The organism is Gemmatimonadaceae bacterium (genome assembly GCA_036496605.1).
In the GTDB taxonomy this organism is placed as follows: domain Bacteria; phylum Gemmatimonadota; class Gemmatimonadetes; order Gemmatimonadales; family Gemmatimonadaceae; genus AG2.
In genome coordinates this window covers 1-22,318 of the sequence record DASXKV010000055.1, presented here as the reverse complement: position 1 = coordinate 22,318, position 22,318 = coordinate 1, and the positions used below count along the sequence as shown (strand labels likewise).

21 protein-coding genes are annotated in these 22,318 nt (G+C 64.3%); 12 read left to right on the top strand and 9 right to left on the bottom strand.

The features are described from left to right. The first annotated feature begins 234 nt into the window (after positions 1 to 234). Positions 235 to 375 (top strand): hypothetical protein, encoded by a 141-nt coding sequence (locus VGH98_22685; GenBank protein ID HEY2378806.1) that lies wholly within the window; start codon positions 235 to 237, stop codon positions 373 to 375. Next, complete coding sequence (locus VGH98_22680) at positions 372 to 1,049, top strand: FtsX-like permease family protein (GenBank protein ID HEY2378805.1); 678 nt, start codon at positions 372 to 374, stop codon at positions 1,047 to 1,049. Before VGH98_22685 ends, VGH98_22680 begins: the two co-directional genes overlap by 4 nt. A gap of 83 nt (positions 1,050 to 1,132) precedes the next feature. Here VGH98_22680 and VGH98_22675 read toward each other — a convergent pair whose 3' ends face one another. Next, positions 1,133 to 1,684, bottom strand: a complete 552-nt coding sequence (locus tag VGH98_22675; protein HEY2378804.1) for a hypothetical protein — start codon at positions 1,682 to 1,684, stop codon at positions 1,133 to 1,135. 90 nt (positions 1,685 to 1,774) lie between these two features. On the opposite strand from VGH98_22675, the gene VGH98_22670 reads away from it, so the two are divergent. From VGH98_22670 to VGH98_22645, 6 genes are all read left to right on the top strand, one after another. Further along, on the top strand, positions 1,775 to 2,365 hold the full coding sequence (locus VGH98_22670; GenBank protein HEY2378803.1) for an ECF-type sigma factor: 591 nt from the start codon (positions 1,775 to 1,777) through the stop codon (positions 2,363 to 2,365). 20 nt (positions 2,366 to 2,385) lie between these two features. Then, positions 2,386 to 5,109: a protein kinase gene (locus VGH98_22665; GenBank protein HEY2378802.1), complete on the top strand. Its 2,724-nt coding sequence runs from the start codon at positions 2,386 to 2,388 to the stop codon at positions 5,107 to 5,109. Positions 5,110 to 5,202: 93 nt separating this feature from the next. Further along, a complete protein-coding gene (locus VGH98_22660) occupies positions 5,203 to 5,424 on the top strand; it encodes a hypothetical protein (GenBank protein HEY2378801.1) in 222 nt (73 codons plus the stop codon). A gap of 34 nt (positions 5,425 to 5,458) precedes the next feature. Then, on the top strand, positions 5,459 to 5,959 hold the full coding sequence (locus tag VGH98_22655; GenBank protein HEY2378800.1) for a hypothetical protein: 501 nt from the start codon (positions 5,459 to 5,461) through the stop codon (positions 5,957 to 5,959). A gap of 71 nt (positions 5,960 to 6,030) precedes the next feature. Next, positions 6,031 to 7,266 (top strand): serine protease, encoded by a 1,236-nt coding sequence (locus tag VGH98_22650; protein ID HEY2378799.1) that lies wholly within the window; start codon positions 6,031 to 6,033, stop codon positions 7,264 to 7,266. Next, positions 7,257 to 8,234 carry an FHA domain-containing protein gene (locus tag VGH98_22645; protein HEY2378798.1) on the top strand — a complete coding sequence of 326 codons (978 nt, stop codon included), beginning with the start codon at positions 7,257 to 7,259 and terminating at the stop codon, positions 8,232 to 8,234. Before VGH98_22650 ends, VGH98_22645 begins: the two co-directional genes overlap by 10 nt. 35 nt (positions 8,235 to 8,269) lie before the next feature. Here the strand turns inward: VGH98_22645 and VGH98_22640 are convergent, their stop codons facing one another. The 6 genes from VGH98_22640 to VGH98_22615 all read right to left on the bottom strand — a co-directional run bounded on the left by VGH98_22640 (position 8,270) and on the right by VGH98_22615 (position 15,983). After that, positions 8,270 to 10,453, bottom strand: coding sequence for a hypothetical protein (locus VGH98_22640; GenBank protein HEY2378797.1), 2,184 nt, complete (start codon positions 10,451 to 10,453; stop codon positions 8,270 to 8,272). Continuing rightward, a complete protein-coding gene (locus tag VGH98_22635) occupies positions 10,453 to 12,567 on the bottom strand; it encodes a DEAD/DEAH box helicase (GenBank protein ID HEY2378796.1) in 2,115 nt (704 codons plus the stop codon). Before VGH98_22635 ends, VGH98_22640 begins: the two co-directional genes overlap by 1 nt. A 68-nt stretch (positions 12,568 to 12,635) precedes the next feature. After that, positions 12,636 to 13,418, bottom strand: a complete 783-nt coding sequence (locus tag VGH98_22630) for a putative hydro-lyase (protein HEY2378795.1) — start codon at positions 13,416 to 13,418, stop codon at positions 12,636 to 12,638. Continuing rightward, on the bottom strand, positions 13,415 to 14,695 hold the full coding sequence (locus VGH98_22625) for an MFS transporter (GenBank protein ID HEY2378794.1): 1,281 nt from the start codon (positions 14,693 to 14,695) through the stop codon (positions 13,415 to 13,417). The genes VGH98_22630 and VGH98_22625 overlap by 4 nt, the downstream gene beginning before the upstream one ends. A gap of 24 nt (positions 14,696 to 14,719) precedes the next feature. Then, positions 14,720 to 15,421 carry a hypothetical protein gene (locus VGH98_22620; GenBank protein ID HEY2378793.1) on the bottom strand — a complete coding sequence of 234 codons (702 nt, stop codon included), beginning with the start codon at positions 15,419 to 15,421 and terminating at the stop codon, positions 14,720 to 14,722. Between the two features lie 40 nt (positions 15,422 to 15,461). Continuing rightward, positions 15,462 to 15,983 (bottom strand): carboxymuconolactone decarboxylase family protein, encoded by a 522-nt coding sequence (locus VGH98_22615; GenBank protein HEY2378792.1) that lies wholly within the window; start codon positions 15,981 to 15,983, stop codon positions 15,462 to 15,464. A gap of 423 nt (positions 15,984 to 16,406) precedes the next feature. Here VGH98_22615 and VGH98_22610 point away from each other — a divergent pair, with 423 nt between their 5' ends. From VGH98_22610 to VGH98_22600, 3 genes are all read left to right on the top strand, one after another. Continuing rightward, positions 16,407 to 17,444, top strand: a complete 1,038-nt coding sequence (locus VGH98_22610; GenBank protein HEY2378791.1) for a hypothetical protein — start codon at positions 16,407 to 16,409, stop codon at positions 17,442 to 17,444. A 6-nt stretch (positions 17,445 to 17,450) separates the two neighbouring features. Then, positions 17,451 to 18,746, top strand: a complete 1,296-nt coding sequence (pepT, locus tag VGH98_22605) for a peptidase T (protein HEY2378790.1) — start codon at positions 17,451 to 17,453, stop codon at positions 18,744 to 18,746. A gap of 166 nt (positions 18,747 to 18,912) precedes the next feature. Then, positions 18,913 to 20,583 carry a M28 family peptidase gene (locus VGH98_22600; GenBank protein HEY2378789.1) on the top strand — a complete coding sequence of 557 codons (1,671 nt, stop codon included), beginning with the start codon at positions 18,913 to 18,915 and terminating at the stop codon, positions 20,581 to 20,583. 13 nt (positions 20,584 to 20,596) lie between these two features. Here VGH98_22600 and VGH98_22595 read toward each other — a convergent pair whose 3' ends face one another. Both VGH98_22595 and VGH98_22590 read right to left on the bottom strand, forming a co-directional pair. Then, the gene (locus VGH98_22595) at positions 20,597 to 21,022 is read right to left on the bottom strand and encodes an SRPBCC domain-containing protein (protein HEY2378788.1); all 426 of its coding nucleotides are present in this window, start codon (positions 21,020 to 21,022) and stop codon (positions 20,597 to 20,599) included. Continuing rightward, entirely contained in the window at positions 21,019 to 21,378 is a 360-nt protein-coding gene (locus tag VGH98_22590) for a metalloregulator ArsR/SmtB family transcription factor (protein HEY2378787.1), read from the bottom strand. Before VGH98_22590 ends, VGH98_22595 begins: the two co-directional genes overlap by 4 nt. 72 nt (positions 21,379 to 21,450) lie before the next feature. On the opposite strand from VGH98_22590, the gene VGH98_22585 reads away from it, so the two are divergent. Beyond that, entirely contained in the window at positions 21,451 to 22,206 is a 756-nt protein-coding gene (locus VGH98_22585) for a thioredoxin family protein (protein ID HEY2378786.1), read from the top strand. Positions 22,207 to 22,318: the final 112 nt, after the last annotated feature.

Here is a 22,318-nt window from a genome sequence, read left to right as displayed (position 1 = left end):
TCTTCCCCAAAGTGTCTTCCCTAAGCCTCTTAGCCCGAGATCCACTGTGGCGTTGCTCAAGGGAACGCTCGACGTGATGATCCTCAAAGCCCTCCCTGGGCGCCGATGCACGGTTTCGAGATCTCGAGCTGGCTCGAGCGCCGATCGGATAGCCAGCTGAAGGTCGTCGACGCGGCACTCCTCCAAGCGTTGCACCGCATGTAGGCGCGCCGATTCATCAGCGCGCAATGGGGCGTGACCGAGAACGGCCGCCGCGCGCGATACTATCGCCTAACGACAGAGGGCCGGGCCAGCCTGCGAAAGCAAACCGCGGAGCTGCTGCACCATGTCGATGCCCTCAGCACGATTCTCACCGCGCGGACGGTGGAAACATGACCAGTGAACAACGAGGTATTCGCGCCGGCGTCCGCCGCCTGTTTCGGCTCCCGATTCGCCGCCGGGACGTCGCGCAAGCAGATGCCGATGAGCAGCTCGACAGCTTCCTCGCCGAGCGCATCGAAGATCTCATGCGTCGTGGAATGTCTCACGTGCGCACCCGTGGTGCCGCGCCCGCGCTCGCCCCAGACGTTAGGCGACTCATGGAGACGTTGGGGCCGGACCTCCCCTATCCCGATGTGACGGCATTCAGCACGGCGCTCGAGCCGCAATTCCGTCCCTGGCGGCTCGGCGCGGTGATGTTCGGTCTTTTCGGCGCCGTTGCAATGGTCCTGGCGATCGTCGGCCTCTATGGAGTGCTCGCGTTCCGCGTCGGCCAACGCACGCACGAAATCGGCGTGCGCGTCGCGTTAGGCGCACAGCGGAGTGACGTGCACCGTTTGGTGCTGTCGCAGGGACTACGCCTCGCGGCAATCGGCGTTGGCATCGGCATTGTTGCAGCGGTCGCGGGCGGCCGCGGCATGGGCGCACTGCTCTACGGTGTGTCCGGCAGCGATCCGCTGGTCCTGACGATCGCCAGCGCAACATTGCTCGTTGTATCCCTCCTTGCGAGCCACCTCCCCGCCCGCCGCGCGACGCGCATCGATCCGCTGGAAGCCCTACGCGAGTTGTGATCTCGACGGCCGGACACGCAACGCGCGCCGGACGACGCTCGTGTCGCCCGGCCGCGCGTGCAACGTAGTCGACTGAGCATCTATCAGAAAGAACAATTAGGCGGCTCGGTTGCCATGATCTTCAGTGCCGCCCCCGGTGGCGCAAAGTACGTGACGATGTTCTGAGCCGGAGCGTTCGTCTCATTCACCGCGATGTGCGGGTGCTCGCCGAGATCGAGGAAGCCCTGACCTACCGTACGAACCTGCGGTGAGCACGTCGGATCGTCCGACTGGTAGAACGTCATCGTCCCCGACACCACCTGGATGAACACCGGTCCTGGGTGGGTGTGCCAACCGCTCGCCGAGCCTGGCGGAAAATTGATCGTCTGAACCGCGATGTCGAACGCCGGCTTCGATTTGATCTGGATATGCCAATCGTCGGTGATGCGTTGGACGTTGAAGTTCTGATCCTTTGGATCGCTGAAGGTCGAGCGGGCGAGAAGTGTAGAGGTTGTTGACACCGTGGCGGCTTCGGCCATCGAAGGGCCCATCGCGGCACTCTTCGCGTGCGGATCGACGGCGTCGCCTCCGCCTCGGCAGGCCAGCGCCATCGCGAGCATCAGCGGCGCGATGCGCGTGTTCACAAACGTTGACATGGCTCTCCTCCAAGTGAGTAGGTGGGTCTGTTTCTCCAGGCTCCGTCGCCATATGTTTGCGGGCGATAACGGTGGACCAGGCGCCGCGACGTGCCTGTGCTCACCCGCTGTATCGAGGAGCCGAGCCCAAACACGACATCTCCACAACGCACAGAGCTGCCGAGCGGCGCGCGCGAGTCGATCGACCTGGCCGTCTCGTCCGCATATCTGGAGCTGCGGCAAATCGCCCATCGCCGCCTCGGTCGGGGCGGACGAGGAACGCTTTCCACGACGGCGCTCGTCCACGAGACGTACCTCAAGCTCGCGGAGCAGTCGGCCGTGACATCGAACGACCGCTCCCATTTCCTCGCCCTGGCGTCGCTTGCGATGCGTTATGTACTGGTCGATCGGGCACGAGCGCGCATGACGGCAAAGCGCGGCGGGGCGGCGGTGGGCGATCACGTCACCTTCGACGACGACGTGATGGGAGCGGACGGCCAGGCGGAGATGGTGCTCGATCTCAACGAGGCGCTCGAGCGTTTGGCAGCGTGGGATCCGCGTCTGGCGCGCGTCGTGGACTGCCGATTCTTCGGCGGACTCACGGAGACCGAGACCGCTGAAGCGCTCGGTCTCACGGTGCGCACCGTCCAGCGCGACTGGGTGAAGGCGCGCATCATCCTCCGACGGGCGCTCGGCGCCTAACGCGTATATTCGTTAGGCTCATGGATTCCTCGGAGCGTTGGCCGGAGCTCGCGTCGCTCGTCGACGCCCTTCTCGATACGCCGCCTGACGCTCGAGAGATGCTGATCGAGACGCTGAGCGCTGGCGATACCCAACGGCGTGCGGAGCTCCAGGCATTGAGCAACGAATGCGAGCGGGAGCTCGCGATGCTGAGCATGCCGCCGCGCGAGCGCTTTGCGGCCTTGCTGGAGGAGGATGAGCACTTCCCCGATGCGCTGCGTGAACGCTACTCCCTCACGGGAGAGCTGGGTCGCGGCGGCATGGCGACGGTTTTCCTGGCGAGAGACGTGCGGCACGCGCGCGACGTCGCCGTGAAGGTCGTGCATCCGTTCGTCGCAACCGCGTTAGGCAAGGAGCACTTCCTCCGCGAGATCGAGATGGTCGCCCAGATGCACCACCCGCACATCGTGCCCCTCTACGATTCGGGGGACGCGGGCGGCGCGCTGTATTACGTGATGCCGTACGAGCCGGGCCTGTCGCTGCGTCAGCGCCTTACGCGTGAGGGTCGTCTCGACGCTACTGAGGTAACGGTCGTGCTTCGCGACGTCTGTGACGCGCTCGCGTACGCGCACGCGCGCGGCATCGTCCATAGTGACATCAAGCCGGACAACGTGCTGGTGTCCGGCCGGCATGCGCTGCTCACGGATTTCGGGATCGCGCGAGCGACGACTCGAGCACACGATGGCGCGGGCCCGGGCGGGGTCGCGCTCGGGACACCGGCATACATGGCCCCGGAGCAGATTGCCGGCGACACGATCGATCATCGCTCCGATATCTACGCCGTCGGCGTGCTTGGATACGAGTTGCTCGCTGGGCGCACGCCATTCGTGGCGGAGACCCGCCACGCGACTCTCCGCGGCCATCTTCACGACGCGCCGCCGGAACTCGTCAGGTTGTCGCCGGACACACCGCCCCGACTGGCGGCGCTGATGATGCGCTGTCTCGAGAAGCGACCGCAAGACCGATGGCAGAGTGCCGAAGAGCTGATGCGCGAGCTCGAGGAGGCCGCTGCGATCGTCGCGCGCCCGGCGTCGCCTAACGAATGGCGGGACCGCTGGGCGAAGATGCACATCGAGCGGGTCACGGACTTTCCGGGCTCGGAAGTGGACGCGACGATATCGCGGGACGGAAGGCACGTCGCGTTCCTCGCCGACCGTGAAGGAGTGTTCGACGCGTTCGTCAGTGAGATCGGGAGCGGGCACTTTCTCAATCTGACCAACGGTCGCCTGCCGCAGTTGTTCAACGAAGATGTGCGCAACGTCGGCTTCACTCCCGATGGCGCTCAGGTGTGGATCCGCGTGGCGGACCTCACGTCGCCGGCGAGTGTGGCGCTGGTGCCGCGAACGGGCGGACCGCAACGCCCCTTTCTGCCGACTGCGGTCATGGTCGCCTGGTCCCCGGATGGTGCGCGACTCGCCTACCACGAGACGACCCCGGGCGATCCAATCTTCGTCGGCGATGCCGATGGCCGGAATGTCCAGCGCATCTACGTCGCGCCGCCAGGCGTGCATTCACACGACTTGAGCTGGTCACCGGACGGCCGACATCTCTACTTCTCGCACGGGGTGCCACCTAACGAGATGGATATCTGCCGCATACCGGTGGCGGGCGGCGCCGTCGAGCGCATCACGGCGCACAACTCGCGCGTGCGCCTGCCCGTGCTGGTGGATGATCGGACCCTGCTCTATACCGCGACCGACGACGATGGAACGGGTCCGTGGTTGTACATGATGGATCTGCGCGAGCGCACGCCGATCCGACTCAGCTCGAGCGTGGAGCACGTCATCTCCGTCGCCGCGAGCGCCGAGCTTCACGGAAAGCCACGGCGGGTCGTGGTGACCGTGTCCAACCCGAGCGTGGCGTTGTGGAGTGTGCCAGTCGGCGACGGGATCGCGGACGAGACGAGCGCAACGCGGCTGTCGCTCCCAACGGCACGGTCGGCGGGACCGCGGTATGCACCCGATTCGTCGGTGCTGTACCTGGCGTCGCGCGGCGGCGCCGACGCGATCTGGCGCCTCTCGCGCCAGGACGCGACCGAGCTGTGGCGCCCCAGCGACGGAGCGCTGTCGGGGGCCGCCGCCGTGTCGCCTAACGGCAAGACGATCTGCGCGGCCGTACGATTGCGCGGGCGGTCGAAGCTACGATGCAGGGACGTCGACGGCCGCCGGGAGTGGACGCTCGCTGAGTCACTCGACGTACGCGGTGCGCCGTCGTGGTCTCCCGACGGTGCGTGGATAGCCATGGCCGCCCGCGATGGGGACGCGACGCACGTCTTCAAGATTCCCGTGAACGGCGAGCAACCGGTGCGTCTGGTCAATTCAGTCTCGTTCGACCCAGTGTGGTCGCCGGATGGCAGCTTCATTCTCTATTCCGGAACCCCGCGCGGTCGGAGCGTCCCGCTCGAGAGCGTACGGCCGGACGGAACGCCGTATCCGCTGCCGTTCCGCGACCTCCTCGTCGATCGCCTCGCCGACAGCTACCGGTTTCTCCCGAGCGGGCAGGGCGTGGTAGTCAAGCTCGGAGGCTTCCGGCATCAGGATTTCTGGCTATTCGACGTCCGCACGGGCGCGCGTCGGCAGCTCACCCGATTGAAAGCGGTTCAATCCGTCAGCCGTTTCGATATATCACGAGACGGAAGCGCTATCCTCTTCCAGCGAGCCGAGGAGAACTCCGACGTCGCGCTGATCGAAGTGCCTCGCGAGTAGCACCGGCACCTGCTCTCGTGGCGTATCTTGAGACCCAGGATCGCCGTGCATCGATCGGTGAGACCCGAGTTGCCTGCCTAACGGGAGAAGAAGATGGCTGGAAATGTTCGTGTACCTGTCGTGGCCATACCGTTCGCGAACAATAATGGCGCGACGGTGCTGTGTGATGACGGTTCGGTATGGGACCTTCTGTACAGCGACGACGGCAGCATTGCGTGGAACGATCTCAGAAATCCACTTCCTGGATCTGCAGCCGCCCAGCGACGCACGCCAGAGGAAAAGGCCGAGGTCCGCGGGGTCACAGCCGGCGGCTAGTGTGCTGCCGGCCGGGTCCAGTCGTCTTGCAGACATGGTCTTCACCCGGCCGCTGATCATCGAATCGACTCTCACTGCGAGTGAGACGCGCACCCGCGTGCGCGCGTTCGCAGCGTCGCGAGGCTTGCCGACGCTCGAGGCGTTCCGGCGCCGCCAGATCGTGGGTTGGAGACTGAGCGAGGCGAACGAGGACTTTCTCTTCCAGCCCGAGTATGGCGATAGCCTCTCTATAGAAGGGGCGCGCTTCGTGGGCCTGGTCGAGCCGGCGGGTTCGGGCTCGCGAATCAGAGGCCGCGTCGTCACGGCGCCATTCACGAGAATCCCGATGAGCGTGTTCATGCTCGCCGTCGTGGTCGCAGCGACGGCGACGCTCTGGCAGGGCAACGAGCCTGCCGGGAAGGTTCTATCGATCGCCTCGATGATGCTCGGCGCAGCGCTGCTCATGGTGCGGTATAACCTGCGATCCACCAGCGCGCTCGTCGAGGCTCGATTGCGTCAATGCCTCGACGCGACCGCACCGCGCGCCGCTGCCTGAGCTGTTGCCAGTCGCTCCACACGATGAGACATTAGTCACCCATGCGCATAATTCGCACTCTATCATCTTGCGTGGTCTCGCTTCTCCTCGCGGCGAAATCGCTTCATGGTCAGGAGAGCGTTGCCACGTCCGAGGTCTTCCGACATTACGCCGATCGCGTGATCAAGATCCAGGTCGTCGAGACGAGATCGGCGGCGAAGGCGACGATCGGCTCCGGTTTTTTTGTGAGCAGCGCCGGTCACGTGATCACGAACTATCACGTCATTTCGAAGTTGATCAACTCACCGGAGCGCTATCGGGCCGAGATGATCGACGTCACCGGAGCGTCGCATGTCGTGCGTGTCCTCGCCATCGACGTCGTGGATGACCTTGCCGTCCTCGCAACGGACGTACGCGACCATTCTCATTTCTCGCTTGGACCCGTCTCGATCGCGCAGGGCGCCCGGCTCTACTCACTCGGACATCCTGAAGATCTCGGGCTGAGTATCGTCGAGGGTACATACAACGGTTATCTCCCACATGCGCGCCAGCCGCGATTGCACTTCACGGGCGCCTTGAATCCGGGCATGAGCGGCGGTCCGACGATCGCCGAGGACGGCCGCGTCGTCGGCATCAACGTCGCGACCGAAGGCGAGGAGCTTGGTTTCCTGGTACCCGTCGAGCCTGCGGTACTGCTGTTTCAGCAAGCCACTTCGCCCAACGGAGCACCGTCACCGACTCTCGAGCTAGTGGGGCGCCAGCTGCGTGATTATCAGAATGCATACCTCCACGACATGTTTGCGTCGAACGTGAAGACGATCGCGCTCGGCCCGTACCAGGTGCCCACCGAGCCAGCACCCTTCTTTCGATGCTGGGCCGATGCGAGCCGCCGGAAGGATTTGCCCTACGAAACCGTGACGCATCGCTGCTCGACCGATGACTATGTGTTCATCGCCGGCGACGAGAGCTCCGGCGTCATCAGCGTCGAGCACAAACTCGTCTCGACGACGACGCTCAACCCCCTGCGTTTCTTCTCGCTGTACAGCTTCATGTTCGGACGCGACAATACGCCGAGCGGCGAGGAGGAACAGGTTACGAGTTGGCGCTGCAGCACACGGAACATCCGGAACGCGGACACGCCCATGCGGTCGGTGCTGTGCCTGCGGCGCTACCGGAAGCTCGGGGAATTGTACGACGCCGTGCTGAAGGTGGCGGTCCTCGGCCGAAGCAACGTCGGACTCGTCTCCACGCTCACGTTGTCCGGTGTCACGTTCGAGAACGTGCAGAAGTTGTCGCAACGGTATCTGGAGCACGTCTCATGGCGCTGATCCTCGAGGTGACGCATGCCGATGGAGCACGCACGCGGCATCGGGTCAACGGTGAGACGCTGACGATCGGTCGGGGGCTCGCGAACGATGTCGTGCTCGACGATCCGTACGTAGACGCGAATCACGCCCGTGTCACGCTCGACGACGACGGGGGTGCACTCGTCGAAGATCTCGGTAGCGTGAACGGCCTTCTCGCCGGTACGCAACGGCTCGTTGGTCCTGCCGTCGTTGGGCCCGGCGACGTACTGCGTCTGGGCCGAACCATCATTCGCTTCCGTGATCCGAACGAAGCCGTCTCCCCGGCCCTCGTTGACGGCCATGTAGCGTCTGCAGTCACGACTGAACAGCGCGCGGGCCTACGTTTCCCAACGACTATCCGGGCTCGCTTGTCCATTGTGCTTCTCACCTTGATCGCAGTTGCCGTCGGCGCGTGGCTCGACGATGCGAGTCGCTCCGTTGCGAGCAAGATCGTGTCGACTACGCTCGGCGTCGGCGGGCTTCTCGCTCTGTGGTCGGGACTCTGGTCCGTCGCGAGCCGAATCATCGTGCAGCAGTTCCGCTTCGCAGGACATTTGGCGGTTGCATCGGCGGTTGCGCTTGGTGCGATGACGTGGAGCGTAATCGACAGCTGGCTGATCTTTGTCTTTCCCGACGCAGGCGTTGTCTCGGCGCTATCGTACGTCATCGCTGCCGCATTGATTGCGACGCTCGTTGCCGGACACATGTCGCTCGCCTCCATGCTGCCTCGCCGTCGCCAATGGCGCGTAGGCGTCGTCGCTGCCGCGACGGTCATGGGCATCGGCGTGCTATCGGCGTTGACGAAGGATGACTCGTTCTCCGATGTGCCGAAGTACCCCTCGATGTTGAAGCCGATCGCGGCAAATCTGGTCCCGACGAAGTCGATCGATCAGTTCGAGGCGAGCACGCGGAAGATCAAGGACGAGGTCGATCAACTCGCGAAGAAATGATATGTGATTCGCGCAAGGAGCGCGGTATCGAGATCTCAGGCGCTCCGTGGTAGCTTCTTCGACCCAACAGCGGAGTGCGTCTTCCCGATCTCGGCGACGCCGTCACTGTGGCGGATCGCCAGCACGACGCGACGCGTCCAGCCGAGGTGAACCTCGACGATCGTGTGCGTGGCATCGCGCGCGCTCTTCATTTTGGTCGGCCGCTGCCGATTGTCCAGGGTCGTCGCAACCGTCTCGATCAATGCGTCCGACGGCTCGGTGAGCTCCTTGAGCTGCGTACAGGTGACGCAGTTGCTGTTCATGGTTTTGAAATCGCTCAGACAAACGCCGCGTCCACACCACCCGCATGCCCGCACGTGCGATTTGCACGCCGCTCTCGTGCACACCGGGCATTGGACGGTGTCGGCGATGCGGTGGCCGGTCCGGTCGACGTGGCAGATCGCGCCATGCGTTAGGCATGCGAACTTGCCGGGCTCGTTGCGAAGCGCGATGACGTCCCGATCGCAATGGACGCGGCCATCCTCCACGCACTTGTGCGAGTGCTTGTCGCACACCTGCGCACCGCACGAAGCGCACTCCTGGAGCTCGTCAGTCGCGAAGATCGAGGCGGGCTCGAACGCGCATTCCTCGCGATGTCGCTCACAGAGGAGTCGATGCGAGCCGTGGGTCCGCCGGAGATGCTTCGTGCAGTGAACCGCGCTGTCGACGCTGCACGTCTTGTAGTGATGCTCGCAGACGTCTTTCTCGCAGCTCGAGCATTGCATCACTTCGTCGGCTCCGACGATCTCGTTCGCGCCACCCTCGCATTTTCGCACGCATTCTCCGCACAGGCGGCGCTGGCCGTGTGGCGCGGAGGACGACGTCGCTGTCGCATGCTCGTCGCAGACTGGCCGGCTGCAGATCGCGCACGGCGTCACACAGTCACTGCACGCAGCGTGGCCGCCTTCCACGCAGGTCAGCTCGTGCTCGGTGCAATATGCCTTGTTGCACGAGACGCACATTCGGGCGTGCTCGGCGCAGGTTGCCTGGCCATCGACGTGACAGGCGGAGATGCCGTGGTCCCTGCAGAACACATCATCACAGACATTGCACGTCGACGCGCAGGTATCGCACGCGACGTGGCCGGAGCTGCATAACGAGAGTGACTCGAGGCTCGACGCGCCACAATGCGGGCACGCCAGCGTCCAGCCGCCGTCGCCGTTCAGCCACCGCTCGGCCACGAGCTCCGCGTGAATGTTCTCATGCCCGACGAGCTTCCACGTCGCACGCTGCACGAGCAGCTCGCACTCGGTGAGCTGCACCGGGTGAACGATCGCCCTCACCTGGTGACGTCGCTCCTCCTCGGCCCGTCGCCGCGCATGTTCGGCCTCGACGGCGCGCCGAGCGGCGGATTCCTCGTCGGTAGCGCCTCGCGCTGCGGCGTCGTTTAGAAGAGACTCATAGTAGCCGTCGAGCCGGCGCAGTTCCTCTTTCAGCGCGCGCTCTGCGGCCTTGCGGAGACGCGTCACCTTCGAGTGGAGCGATAACCGGAGGTCGGCCAGCGCGAGTGCGATGAGGTCAGCGGTTGGCCGCGCCTGGGCATGCGGCACATCGTCTTTCTTCGCGCCCCGGCGACGAGGAGTCAGTGCAGCGCATTTGTCTGCGATCGCCTTTGGCACCGCGATACCCGTGGTCGCGTCGAAGAAGTCGCTCTCGAGCAGGTGCTCTTCGACCTCACCCCCGGCCTGAACGACGACTCGCGCGAGCAGACGAACGGCGCGATGCCACGCGACGTCGACGACAGGCGCCCCAGCGGTTGCATTCGCGATCGGCACCTGGAGCTCGGCGGCATCGGCCTGTGGCTCATGCTCCGGCGCGAGACGTCCATAGGACGCACGAGTTCCGTGCGCCCGGATCGCCGCGACGAGCTGCTCGAGGAATGGACTGCCGACGACGGCGATCTCCGCTTCCGGGTCGCGCTCCATGGCGTCGAGCGTGAACGCGATGCGAATCGTTGGGCGATCGCGAAACCATTGCTGCTCGTCATCCGGCAGCTGCAGCTCTACGATCCCGCGGCCGACATCGATGAGCTCCGCGCCGGCCATGGAGACGTAGCGCTCCAGCAGCGGACGAATTCGCGCGTCGACGAGCGGCTCCTGCGACTCCGCGGCGAATTCTCCGGTAGAGCTGGACGCCGAAGGTTTGCGTTTCCCTTTCACTTTCCCACGCTTCGCGGCCATCAGCGTTTCGCTCCGGGCGCCGCATCGGCGGCGACGTCGACGAGCGTCATCGGAAGCGTGTCGCCCTGCACGGTCAGCCGCACGCTTCGACCGGAACCGGTCACTCCGGTGAGCAGCGTGAGCGGGCCGTACTCCGCATGAGCGCCCGCGTCCTCGGGTGCCGCCGTGTTCTCCAGCGCCTCCTGGATCTCGCCGACGTGAAGGCCAATGCGTCGTCGCTTTGCGTCGACGCCGGCAGCGAGTTGCAGATGGTTCGTGCCGAAGGCGAGTCGCACGCGCGCGGGAATCGTGAGCTGACGAAAATCGCGTTCGACGAGTTGCGCGTTGTCTTCCGCGGCGACGTCGGAGTTGAGCTCTTCCTGCCGCTTGCCCGCTTCGCGGCTCGAGACGATCTCCTCGCCGATCGCCTCCACGCGCACGTTGAACGCGTCGTCCGAGTCGGCGGCGAGCCAGGCCTCGGCGAGACGCTCCTCGAGGGAATCCGTTCCGCCGAAATCGCCGAGTATGACATCGAGCTCGCCGATGACGAGCTCGAAGAGCTTGATCTTCTCATCGAGGAGTCTCAGCACATGCGCTTCGACCGTGTCGCGCGCGGCGAAGTTGACGATGTGCGCCTCACGAGTCTGACCGATGCGGTGGATGCGCCCGATGCGCTGTTCCACGACCATCGGATTCCACGGCAGCTCGTAGTTCACGAGGCGATTGCAGAATTGCAGGTTCAGTCCCTCGGTGCCGGCGCGCGTCGCCACGAATACGGAGGAAGGGTCTTCTTTGAAGGCAGCGAGCTTCTTCGCGCGCTCGCTCATCGACAGCGCGCCCGAGTAGACGATCGGCGTTCGCTTCAGTCGCGTGACGTGCTTCGCGATGAGATCGAGCGTCGGCAGGTGCTCGCTGAAGACGATCACGCGATCGTGATCTTCGGAGAGCACGCGCTCGAGCTCCTTGAGCTTCGCATGTGTCCTGACGCGGCTCGCGTCGGCCGCAAGCTCGCGTGCGCGCTTGCGATACTTTGGCGTGAGGAGCTCTCCTTCGGAGAGCGTATTCAACGAAACGGCAAGCGCGGCTGCCGAGGAGCAGAGTCGCTGCGAGAGACGCATCAGCTCGAGCTGGAGAATGCCTTTGCCCGTTCGACGCTTGCGTCGGCCTCCATTGGCCTCCTTATCGTCCTCCTCCGCGGCGACGAAGCCTTCGCGATACAGCTCGCGCAGGAACGCGGCTGTCTCCTGATAGAGCGCCGTCTCGCGCGGAGTGAGGTTGATCGTGGGATGCACTGGCCGGCGCGGCGGAAGCTCGAGCGCCAACGCGACGCTCGACCGGCGCGTGCGGACCATGACCTGCGCCGTGAGCTCCTTGAGCAGGTCGGCATCCTTCGGCGTTCGCTTGTCGCCACTCGTTAGGTGTCGCGACTTGAACTCGCGCCACGTCCCCAGCTGACCAGGGCGTAACAAGGTGACAAGATTATACAGCTCGCGTAAATCGTTTTGCAGCGGCGTGGCCGTGAGCAGGAGGAGATAATTGCGGTCGAGTCGTTGAATGAACTTGTAACGCGCGGCCGTGTGGTTCTTGACCTTGTGCGCCTCGTCGATGATGACGAGGTCCCACCGATGGCGAAGGATCGCCTTGCCATGTCGCGCGCTGATCGCGCGGTCGTAGGATACGATTGCTCTCGTGGCTTCTGTCCAATCCTCCGGCTCGGTCGGCGTGTCGAAGCGCTCGAAGAACTTGGTCTCGAGCTCTCCTTGCCACTGCGTCACCAACGACGCCGGCGTCAGGATCAACACTCGCCGCGAGAGACCGCGGACCGTGAGCTCTTTCAGAATGATACCGGCTTCGATCGTCTTGCCGAGCCCGACCTCATCGGCGAGAATGGCGCGGCCGCCCATGTGACGAAGGACGCGCCGCGCGACCTCGATCTGATGCGGAAGCTCCTTGATCGTGTTGGCGTCGAGCGTGATCAGCCGGTCGAATCCAGGCGCGAGCGCGATCTGCTCGGCGTCCCGGCGAAGCTGCGCCCAGGCGAGCGAGCTCGGGGGCTTCTCCAGAGTACGGGAGAATTCGGTGAGCGAGCGCTCGTCGACAGTCCACAGATTTTCGATTGCTTCAGTAGCAGCCATCGCGACTCGATTTGCGGCGTATTAAATGACTGACTCGAGATGGCCGGAGCAACATCGACGGCTAATGGTCAGTAAGAAAGCGCAGGACTCTGGCTGAATGCCCTTACGTCCGTGACGAGCATGCAACCCGGCGCGTGGGTGATCGCGAACGGAATGCGCGCGTTGGCGAGCACGGCTTGAGGAGTGACGCCACAGGCCCAGAATACCGGCATCTCGCCCGGCGCGATCTCGACCGCGTCTCCGTAGTCGGGTGATGAGATATCTCTAATGCCTATCTCCTCCGGCTTGCCGACGTGCACCGGGGCGCCATGAGCTGACGGGAAGGATGCCGTGATCTCGATCGCGCGATCTGCGTCGGCTGCGCTGAGAGGACGCATCGAGACGACGAGCGGCCCGGCGAACGGACCCACTGTCTCGCAGTCGATGTTCGTAAGGTACATCGCGACATTCTTTCCCGCCGCGAGGTGCTTGAGCGGAATGCCCGCGGCCATCAGCGCATCTTCGAAGGTGAAGGAGCAGCCGAGGACAAAACCAACGAGATCGCCGCGCCAGAAGTGTGACACATCTGGGACCTCCTCCGCGAGCTCGCCGTCGCGCCATACGCGGTAGCGCGGGAGATCGGTTCGGAGATCGAGGTCGGCGCCCAAGGTCGGTACGTTAGGCACACCTGGCACGGTTACGTCGACTACCGGACAGGGCTTCGGGTTGAGCTGACAGAACGTCGCAAAATCGTCGGCATAGTCGTTAGGTACGATAACGAGATTGCCCTGCACGAATCCCGGAGCGAGGCCCGCGGTCGGGCCAGTGAGCGTGCCCGCTCTCGCCGCGAGCCGAACCTCGCGTCCGTTCACGAGGTCAGGGCTCGGCCGCGCGTCTCCGGGAGCAAGAACGCGGCGATGCCCATGAGGCTGTAGGCAATGGTCGTGAAGATCGCGATCGCGCTCGACAGGTGCATCGTCGCCGAGATGTAGCCTACGAGGGCAGGGAAGGTTGCGCCAATTCCCCGCCCAAAGTTATAAGCGAATCCCATCGCCGAGCCGCGAACCCGAGTAGGAAAAAGCTCGGCTAGAAACGAGCCCATCCCGGCGAAATACCCGGACGCAACGAAGCCGAGCGGAAAGCCGAGGATCCACAGCACGCCGTTCGTCACGGGCGCGCGCGTGTACACGAGCGACATCACGAGGGCGCCGGCCGAGAAGAGCAGAAAGAGTTGTCGCCGGCCGATGCGATCGGCGAGCCAGGCGCCGGTGAGATATCCCGTGAAGGCGCCGGTGATGAGGAACGCGAGATAGCTCGTCGAACCGACGATCGTTAGGTGTCGTTCACTCTGGAGGAAGACTGGCAGCCACGTATTCAGGGCATAATAGCCGCCCTGCGCCCCAGTGCCGAGCAGCGCCGCGAGCGCGGTCGTCTTGAGGAGGTCGCGTCTGAAGATCTCCCAGATCGACCCCATCGATTCTTTTCGCGCGGCCGCGGCAGCCGGCGGCTCTTCGACGAAGCGGCGCACGAACAGAACGTAGAGCGCCGGTATGAAGCCTAACGCGAACATCCATCGCCACGCTTGTTGGTCAGGCACGATCGAATAGATGATCGCCTGCAGCAGCACGGCGCTGCCCCAGCCCACAGCCCAGCCGGACTGCACGCAACCCACGGCGCGACCGCGATACCGCGGGCGAATCGCCTCGCTCATCAGTGCTGCGCCGGCGGTCCACTCTCCGCCGAAACCGAATCCGAGCAGAGCCCGACAGAGCGCCAGTTGATCGAAGCTCTGCGCCACGGCTGACAAGAGGCTGAACAGCGCGAACCAGAGGACGGTGATCTGCACGGCACGCACTCGACCGACGCGATCCGAGACGTAGCCAGCTAGCCAGCCACCAAACGCCGAGCACACGAGCGTGGCGCTGACGGTGAGCCCAGCGGGTCCGCGGTCGACATGCCAGAGCGCAATCACGGTCCCGAGGACCAGCGTGTAAATCGTGAAGTCGAGACCATCGAGCGCGTAGCCGAGCGCGCACGCAAACATGGTGCGTCGCTCGGAAACGGTCATCCCGCGATAGAATGCGGCGAGACTGGAGTCGTCGACCTTGTGGTCGCTAGCGGCGGCGGGAGATGCGGTCAGGTCGGTCACGGCGACGAACGTACAGCGGGTTCATCACTCGGGCCACCAGCGTTTGTTCGAGTAGATCGATCCGAACACCGCACGGAGCGCCGGTCGCGCGTCCTCGGCGCGCACGATCGCGTCGAGATTGATACTCAGAGGCAGCTGGGTGCTGAAGTCTCGATAGCGGCGATAGCCGTGGAAGAAGCCCCAGGGACCGCCGTGCGCGAGCTTGCCGAGCCAGATATCTGGCAGGAGCAAGTACTCGCTGACGTAGAATGCGTTGAGCGACTTCAAAGCTGGAAGATCGCTCTCGATGACGCCGTGAGGCAGCGAGCCGTGCTTCCCCCATTGCACGTCGATCGCAGGCGGCCCCTTGTCATGCCAATCAGTCGACAAAATGGTGCCGTGCCAGTAAGTCCAGAGCATCGTCGGCGCGCGCGTCGTCGAATCGTAGCCGACCCAGACCTCCTCTTCGTCACTCGGCTTCGTCCACGGCATCCACTGTCCGTTGACGTCGTGACTCCAGAGAAGATGGTAGGCGATGATGGGCCGACTCGGGTGGAGTACTGCGACGACGCGCACGAGTGGAAAGGGCTCGTCGCGCTGCACGAAGAGTACGGGCGCGAGCGAGCGCGCCAGCGCACGATCAGCGGAATCGGCGGCGCCGGGAAGCGCCACCGGGACTGGCGGAAGCGTCACATGACGACCGCACGCCACGACGAGGATCACGGCCGCGATCAATGCTGGTCGCATGACCGCTTGCCAGACGAAAGTTTCGCGCCGCGTTCGCCATTCAGTGCGTGGAGCCAGCGACGTAGCCGCCAACGGTCGCGTGAAACGGAATCGCCAGCCGATTCCACCCGTTGATCGTGACGACGGCCATCGTCAGGTCGACGAGCTCCTTCTCGCTGAACTGCGATCGTGCGACCTCGTACAGCTCATCGGACACGCCAGCCTTCCAGATTTCGGTAACGGCTTCGGCCCACGCGAGCGCGGCACGTTCGCGGTCCGTGAAGAAGGGCGTCTCGCGCCAGACGGTGATCGCGTAGAGGCGCTGTTCGGTTTCGCCGTCGTGGCGCGCGTCCTTCGTGTGCATGTCGACGCAGTAGGCGCAGCCATTGATGTACGACGCGCGGAGCTTGACGAGATTCATGAGCTTCGGCTCGAGGCCCGACTTCTTGACGTAGCTCTCGAGGCTGAGCATTGCACGGTAGGCTTCGGGGGCAACGCGGGTGGCGTCGATGCGCTCGGTGGCGGATGCGCTGTCAGTCGCGTGCTCGGCGGCGGCTGGCGGAAGGGTATCGGTGTCTGACATCGGGGGATCTCGCTTATGGAGCTGAAGACATGCGACGTCATCGCGCTGCGGCCGCACTTGCTCGGTCGCGCTTATCGCATGCTCGCCGACTACGACGAGGCCGAAGATGTCGTGCAGGAGGCGTACCTTTGCTGGGAGCGCGCCGAATCTGGGAATAGCGACTCATTCCAAATGGTTCATCATAGAATTCCCGCAACCGAGCACCCTGCTCGCATCGAACAACGCCACTCGCAACGAGCCGGGACGATCTTTGTGAACTCGCTCGGTCGACCACCAGGGCGGCGTCCACGATCGGCGCCGGCGGACGCCTAAGTCCTTGCGGCACAGCCTCATTGTCGTCTTGCGCTCGCTGGTCGCCACTGGCCGGAGAAACCTGCGCTGGGGCAAGCCGGTAGTATACGATGTCCCTCGCCTGCGCCCACCGTGTACGCCACCTGCCTCTTCTGTAATCAATCGTTAGGTACGAACTCGACGTTCGAAGCGTTCCCGATCGGACGTCGACTCGCGTTCGATGCCGCCAAGGGACGACTCTGGGTCGTCTGCCGGAAGTGTGAGCGCTGGAATCTCTCGCCGCTCGACGAGCGCTGGGAGACGATGGAGCAGGCGGAGAAACTCTATACCGACACACGGAAGCGCGTCGCGACGGCGGAGATTGGGCTCGCTCGGCTCTCCGACGGGACGGAGCTCGTGAGAATTGGCGCCCCGCTGCGACCGGAATTCGCGGCGTGGCGTTATGGCGATCAGTTCGGGCGTCGTCGCACACGGCAGATGCTCATCGCCGGCGGCGGGCTCGCCGCGGTCGGCGCACTGGCGATCGGCGGCGTGACGATCGGCGTCTCCGTCGCCAGCTTCGGCTGGATGTTCTCGCAATTTGGCAGGCTCGCGATTCGCGGGAGCGACGAGTCGGTTGTCGCGAGAGTTCGCACGGACGATAACCGTGTTCTGGTCGTTAGGCGACGGCACCTCGCCGAGAGCCAGCTGTCGAGCGGCAGTGACGGGACGCTCGCGATCGACCTCCGGTACAAGAATGGTCAGTCGCACTTCGAGGGACCGGAGGCGATCCGGATCGCGTCGGTGGTCGTGCCGGCCGTGAATCGATTCGGCGGTTCTCGATCGACGGTCGCCACAGCGGTCGGACAGATCGAGGAGGTCGGCGGGCCAGAGCGCTACGTCGAGCAACTGGCACGGCGCGCGGAGATGCTCACGGCCGTTCGCGGCCGCCCGCATCGCTTCGGACGGAAGGGGCGAATCGGCAAGACCGGACTGTACGGCCTAACGACGATCGATCGGTTGGGACTCGAAATGGCGTTGCACGAGGATGCGGAACGACGGGCGATGGCGGGCGAGCTCGCGCTGCTCGAAGCCGCTTGGCGCGACGCCGAAGAGATTGCGGGGATCGCCGACAATCTCCTCTTGCCTAACGAAGTCCAGTCGTCGCTCGATCGGATGCGCGGCCGCTAGACGCGGATGCTCAGGCCTCCTTCGGAATCGGTCGTCGATCGCTTCCTGCGCTACGTGCGCATCGACACGCAATCGGCCGACGATGGCAAGAGTACGCCGAGTACGGAGAAACAGTGGACGCTCGCTCGGTTGCTTGCCGACGAGTTGCGCCAGCTCGGCGCGGACGATGTTCGCGTGAGCGAGTTCTGCATGGTCTACGCATCGATCCCGAGCAATCTGCCTAACGATCACGCTGCGGCCGTACCGGTGATCGGTCTCCTCGCGCATGTCGATACGTCGCCGGCGTTGACCGGTGCGAACGTCAAGCCCGTGATTCACGCGAACTATCAGGGTGGCGACATCGTTCTCCCTGGGGATCCGACCCAGGTGATCACGATCGCGCAGAACCCGGACCTCGCGTCCCTCGTCGGTGACGACATCATCACCACCGACGGCACGACGCTCCTCGGCTCCGACGACAAGGCCGGCCTGGCGGCGATCATGACGTTCGTCGACGTGCTCGCGCGCAATCCCGAGATCCCGCATGGCACGATCAAGATCGGCTTCACGGCCGACGAGGAGATCGGGATGGGGATCGAGAAGTTCGACGTCGCCGCCTTCGGGACGCAGTTTGCCTACACGGTCGACGGCGGCGAGATCGGCGAGATCAACGACGAGACGTGGAGCGCGCGCCTCGCGACGGTGACCTTCGCTGGCAAGAGCACGCATCCCGGGACGGCGAAGGGCGTGATGGTCAACGCGATTCACGCCCTAGGGTATTTTCTCACGCGCATGCCTAACGACATGCTGCCCGAGACGACCGACGAGCGCGTCGGCTTCGTGCATCCATATTCGGGCGTCGCCGACGTGGAGGAGTCGAGCATCAAGGTTCTGTTGCGTGACTTCGACATGAGTGGGCTGGACGCGAAGGAATCGCTCGTCCGCCGGCTCGCCGCGGAGACGGAGAGCAAGTTCCCGCGTGTTCGGGTACGCGTCGACGTGAAGGAGCAGTACAAGAACATGAAGGAGATTCTCGAGAATCATCCCGAGCTGATCGAGAACGCCTTCGAGGCGGCGCGACGGGCCGGCGTGAAGCCGTTCATGCGTCCGATTCGCGGCGGAACGGACGGATCGAAGTTGACGTTTCGCGGGTTGCCTTGTCCGAACATCTTCACCGGTGGACACAACTTCCACGGGAAGCTCGAGTTCAACTCGCGTCGGGGCCTGGAGAAAACGACCGAGACGCTCGTGCATCTCGCGCAGATCTTCACGGGCGTCTCTTGTCATCCTGAGCGCAGCGAAGGATCTACTGTCTCTTGCTAGTGGCAAGCCTGCAACAAGGGAGAGTAGGTCCTTCGTCGCTTTTCGCTCCTCAGGATGACAGTTGTTTAGCGAAGTTGAAAGTACTGTAAAGCCTCGGTAAGCGGTCCTATCGAAAGCCGGTGACCGTGCTGTATGTTCACCGCATTCCTCCCGAGGAGTAGAATTCGTGCCGCGTCTCGTGAATCGCAGTCTCCCGCTCCTTGCTGCGTGCATCCTTGGCTGCGCCGGATCCAGCCAGCGGTCGGCCGGAACCGGTACCGTCGCGGCGATCACGCCCGAAGATATGGAGCACCGGCTGCGGATCATCGCCGACGACTCGATGATGGGGCGGGCAAGCGGGAGCGAAGGAGACTTCAAGGCCGCCGAGTACATCGCGTCGGAGTTTCGCCGACTGGGACTCGAGCCTGCTGGTGAGCATGGGACATACTTCCAGGTAGTCCCGTTCTGGACCGCGGTGGTGGATCCGTCGTCGCAGCTCGAGGTGGACGGCAAGCTAATGCAGGTCGGGCGCGATTTTCTTCCGACAACGTTAGCGGCAGGACGACGGACACTGGACGGAACAGAAGTGGTGTACGGAGGTTCCGCGAGTGATCCGAACGCCGCGATTACGGCAGAGCAGGCGACCGACAAGGTCGTCGTCCTCGTGCCCTCTGATCCGTCGCTGCGCAGCATTCGTCTGGCGCCCGGGCGGTTCATGCACGCGAAGGCGATCGCGATCGTGCTGCTCGAGAACCTGCCGCCGGAATTCGCCGCACGTTACCGCGATGGACGCTCCGTGCCGGACACGTCGACGAATCCCGCGGCGGTGCCCGTGGTGTGGCTCTCGCGATCGGCCGCGGCAACAATGCTCGGCGCCGAGCCGGGACGGCTGACGCAGGGCGCAACCGGACGACGCGTCTCGGGTCATTTCGGTTTCCGCGTAACGCCGGTACCGTATCCGGCGCGCAACGTCGTCGCGATTCTGCGGGGCAGCGATCCGGCGCTTCGAGGCGAGTACGTCTCGCTCACGGCGCATAACGATCACGTCGGTTACGATCACGCGCCGGTCGATCATGATTCGCTGCGCGCATTCAATCGCGTCGTTCGTCCCATGGGCGCCGACTCGCCGCTGCGCGAGCCAACGCCTGACGAGTGGATGCGGATTCACGCGATACTCGACAGCCTTCGTCGTGTGCACAAACCGCGGCTCGATTCGATTCGCAATGGCGCCGACGACGATGGCACGGGTACCGTCTCGATTTTAGAGATTGCTGAAGCGATGTCGCGCGGCAGCGCGCATCCGCGGCGCTCCATTCTCTTCGTCAGTCACACGGGTGAGGAGGACGGGCTCGTCGGCTCCCGATGGTTCACCGATCACGGGACCGTTCCGCTCGATTCCGTCGTCGGTGAGATCGATCAGGACATGGTCGGGCGCGCGCTGCCGACGGATTTTCCGCACAACGGTACGGGCGCGGGAAGTCCGACGTACCTCGAGTCGGTTGGCTCGAAGCGCCTTTCTCGCGAGTTCGGCGAAGCGCTCGACTCGGCTAACGCGCATCAGCCGGTGCCCTTCGTCTTCAATCTCGAGTACGACCAGCCGGGACATCCGCTGCAGTACTACTGCCGCGCCGATCACTTCAGCTACGCGCGTTATGGGATTCCCGCGGTCGCGCTCTCGCGCGGCGAGCATCTCGATTATCACCAGGTGACGGACGAAGCGCAGTACATCGATTATCCGGACATGGCGCGCGTGTCACGGATGGTGTACGACGCGTCGATGCTGCTCGCGAATGCACCCGCCAGACCGAAGCTGGACGTGCCCAAGCCTGCCGACCCGCACGGCCCTTGCCGGCAATGAGAGGGGCTAGGGGCTAGGCGTTAAGGGCGCCAAGGATATCGCTCCAGCCTTTGCGGTGGCCCTCGATCTCCCTTGGCGGCAGCTGCGCGTGAGTGAGAACGACCTCGGTTTCGCCGCCACGGTCCAGAAAGTCGATCGTGACGGTCGTTGCGCGGTCGTCCGTGTGGATCGAGCGCCACGTGAACGAGAGCCGTTTCGGCCGGTCGATTACAAGATACTCACCAGTGTGCGCCGTTCCGTCCGGCGGACCGTTGGGATGGTGCATAACGATGCGGAATCGGCCGCCGACACGAGGATCGACCTCGGCCGTGGCGCGTCCAGTGCCGCCAGGACGCATGAAACGAGCAAGACGCACCGGGTCGAGCCAGGCGTCGAAAACACGGTCGCGCGGAATTGGGATCGTGCGTCGAACGACGAGGGGCTCGGGCGGTTGGGTCATTTACGTCGAGCGCGCTTTCGTGGCTTGCGACTCTCGCCGACGAGCAGGTCCTCGAGTGCCGCGAGACGGTTCTGCCAGAAGGTGCGATAGCGGTCGAGCCAGCGGGTGGCGTTGCCGAGCGGAGCGGGGTTGAGCGTGAGCCAGTGCTCGCGGCCGTCGACGCGGCGATCCACGAGCCCCGCGCGCTCGAGGACCTTCACGTGCTTGGACACGCCGTTGAGTGAGATCGGGAATTGCTCCGCGAGAGCGCCGACGGTGACGTCACCGCGGGCGAGGAGACTCAGGATGGCGCGTCGCGTGGGGTCCGCGATGGCGCCGTAGACGTGGTCGAGGCTGGCGTTGCCGTCCAGTGGCATAAGGGCAGCTTGTGTTCAACCGATTGGTTGAATATACTGGGAGACCGAACGCAGAGGAAGAGGAGGACGGCCGTGGCCAACTACGATAGCGGTCCGATCACGAATCACCCTGTCGTCTCACACGAGCAATGGCTCGCCGCGCGCATCGGGCTACTGGAGAAGGAAAAGGCGTTCTCGGAAGCCCGGGACGCGATCGCGCGCGACCGGCGCGCGCTACCGTGGGAACGCGTCGACAAGACGTATCTCTTCGACGGGCCTAACGGCAAGGAGACGCTCGGCGATCTGTTCGAGGGCCGACGTCAGCTCATCGTCTATCACTTCATGTTCGCGCCGGAGGCGAAGGAAGGGTGTCCGCACTGCTCGTTCTGGGCGGACAGCTTCGACGTGCTGGCGATCCACGGCGAGCATCTGCATCAGCGTGACACGACGTTCGTCGCGATCTCGCGGGCGACGCGCGAGCAGCTCGACGCGTTCAGACGGCGCATGGGATGGCAGTTCAAATGGCTGTCATCCAACGGAACCGACTTCAACTACGATTATTTCGTGTCGTTCACGGCTAACGACGTGAAGGCGAAGTCCGGGTATTACAACTACCGGCGCGGTCCGGTGGGGTCGGAGCGCGAGGGCGTGAGCGTGTTCTACAAGGGCGAGGACGGAACGATCTTTCATACGTACTCGACCTACGCGCGCGGCATCGATCTCCTCAACCTGACGTACAATTTTCTCGACCTCACGCCGGAGGGGCGGGACGAGGAGCATCTCGACGACCCGCAGGCGTGGGTGCGCCATCACGACCGGTACGAACTGGCGGTCGCGACGGCGAAGTAGAAGGGCGCGTCGAGAAGGGCGCGTCGAGAAGGGCGCGTCGAGAAGGGCGCGTCGAGAAGGGCGCGTCGAGAAGGGCGCGTCGAGAAGGGCGCGTCGAGAAGGGCGCGTCGAG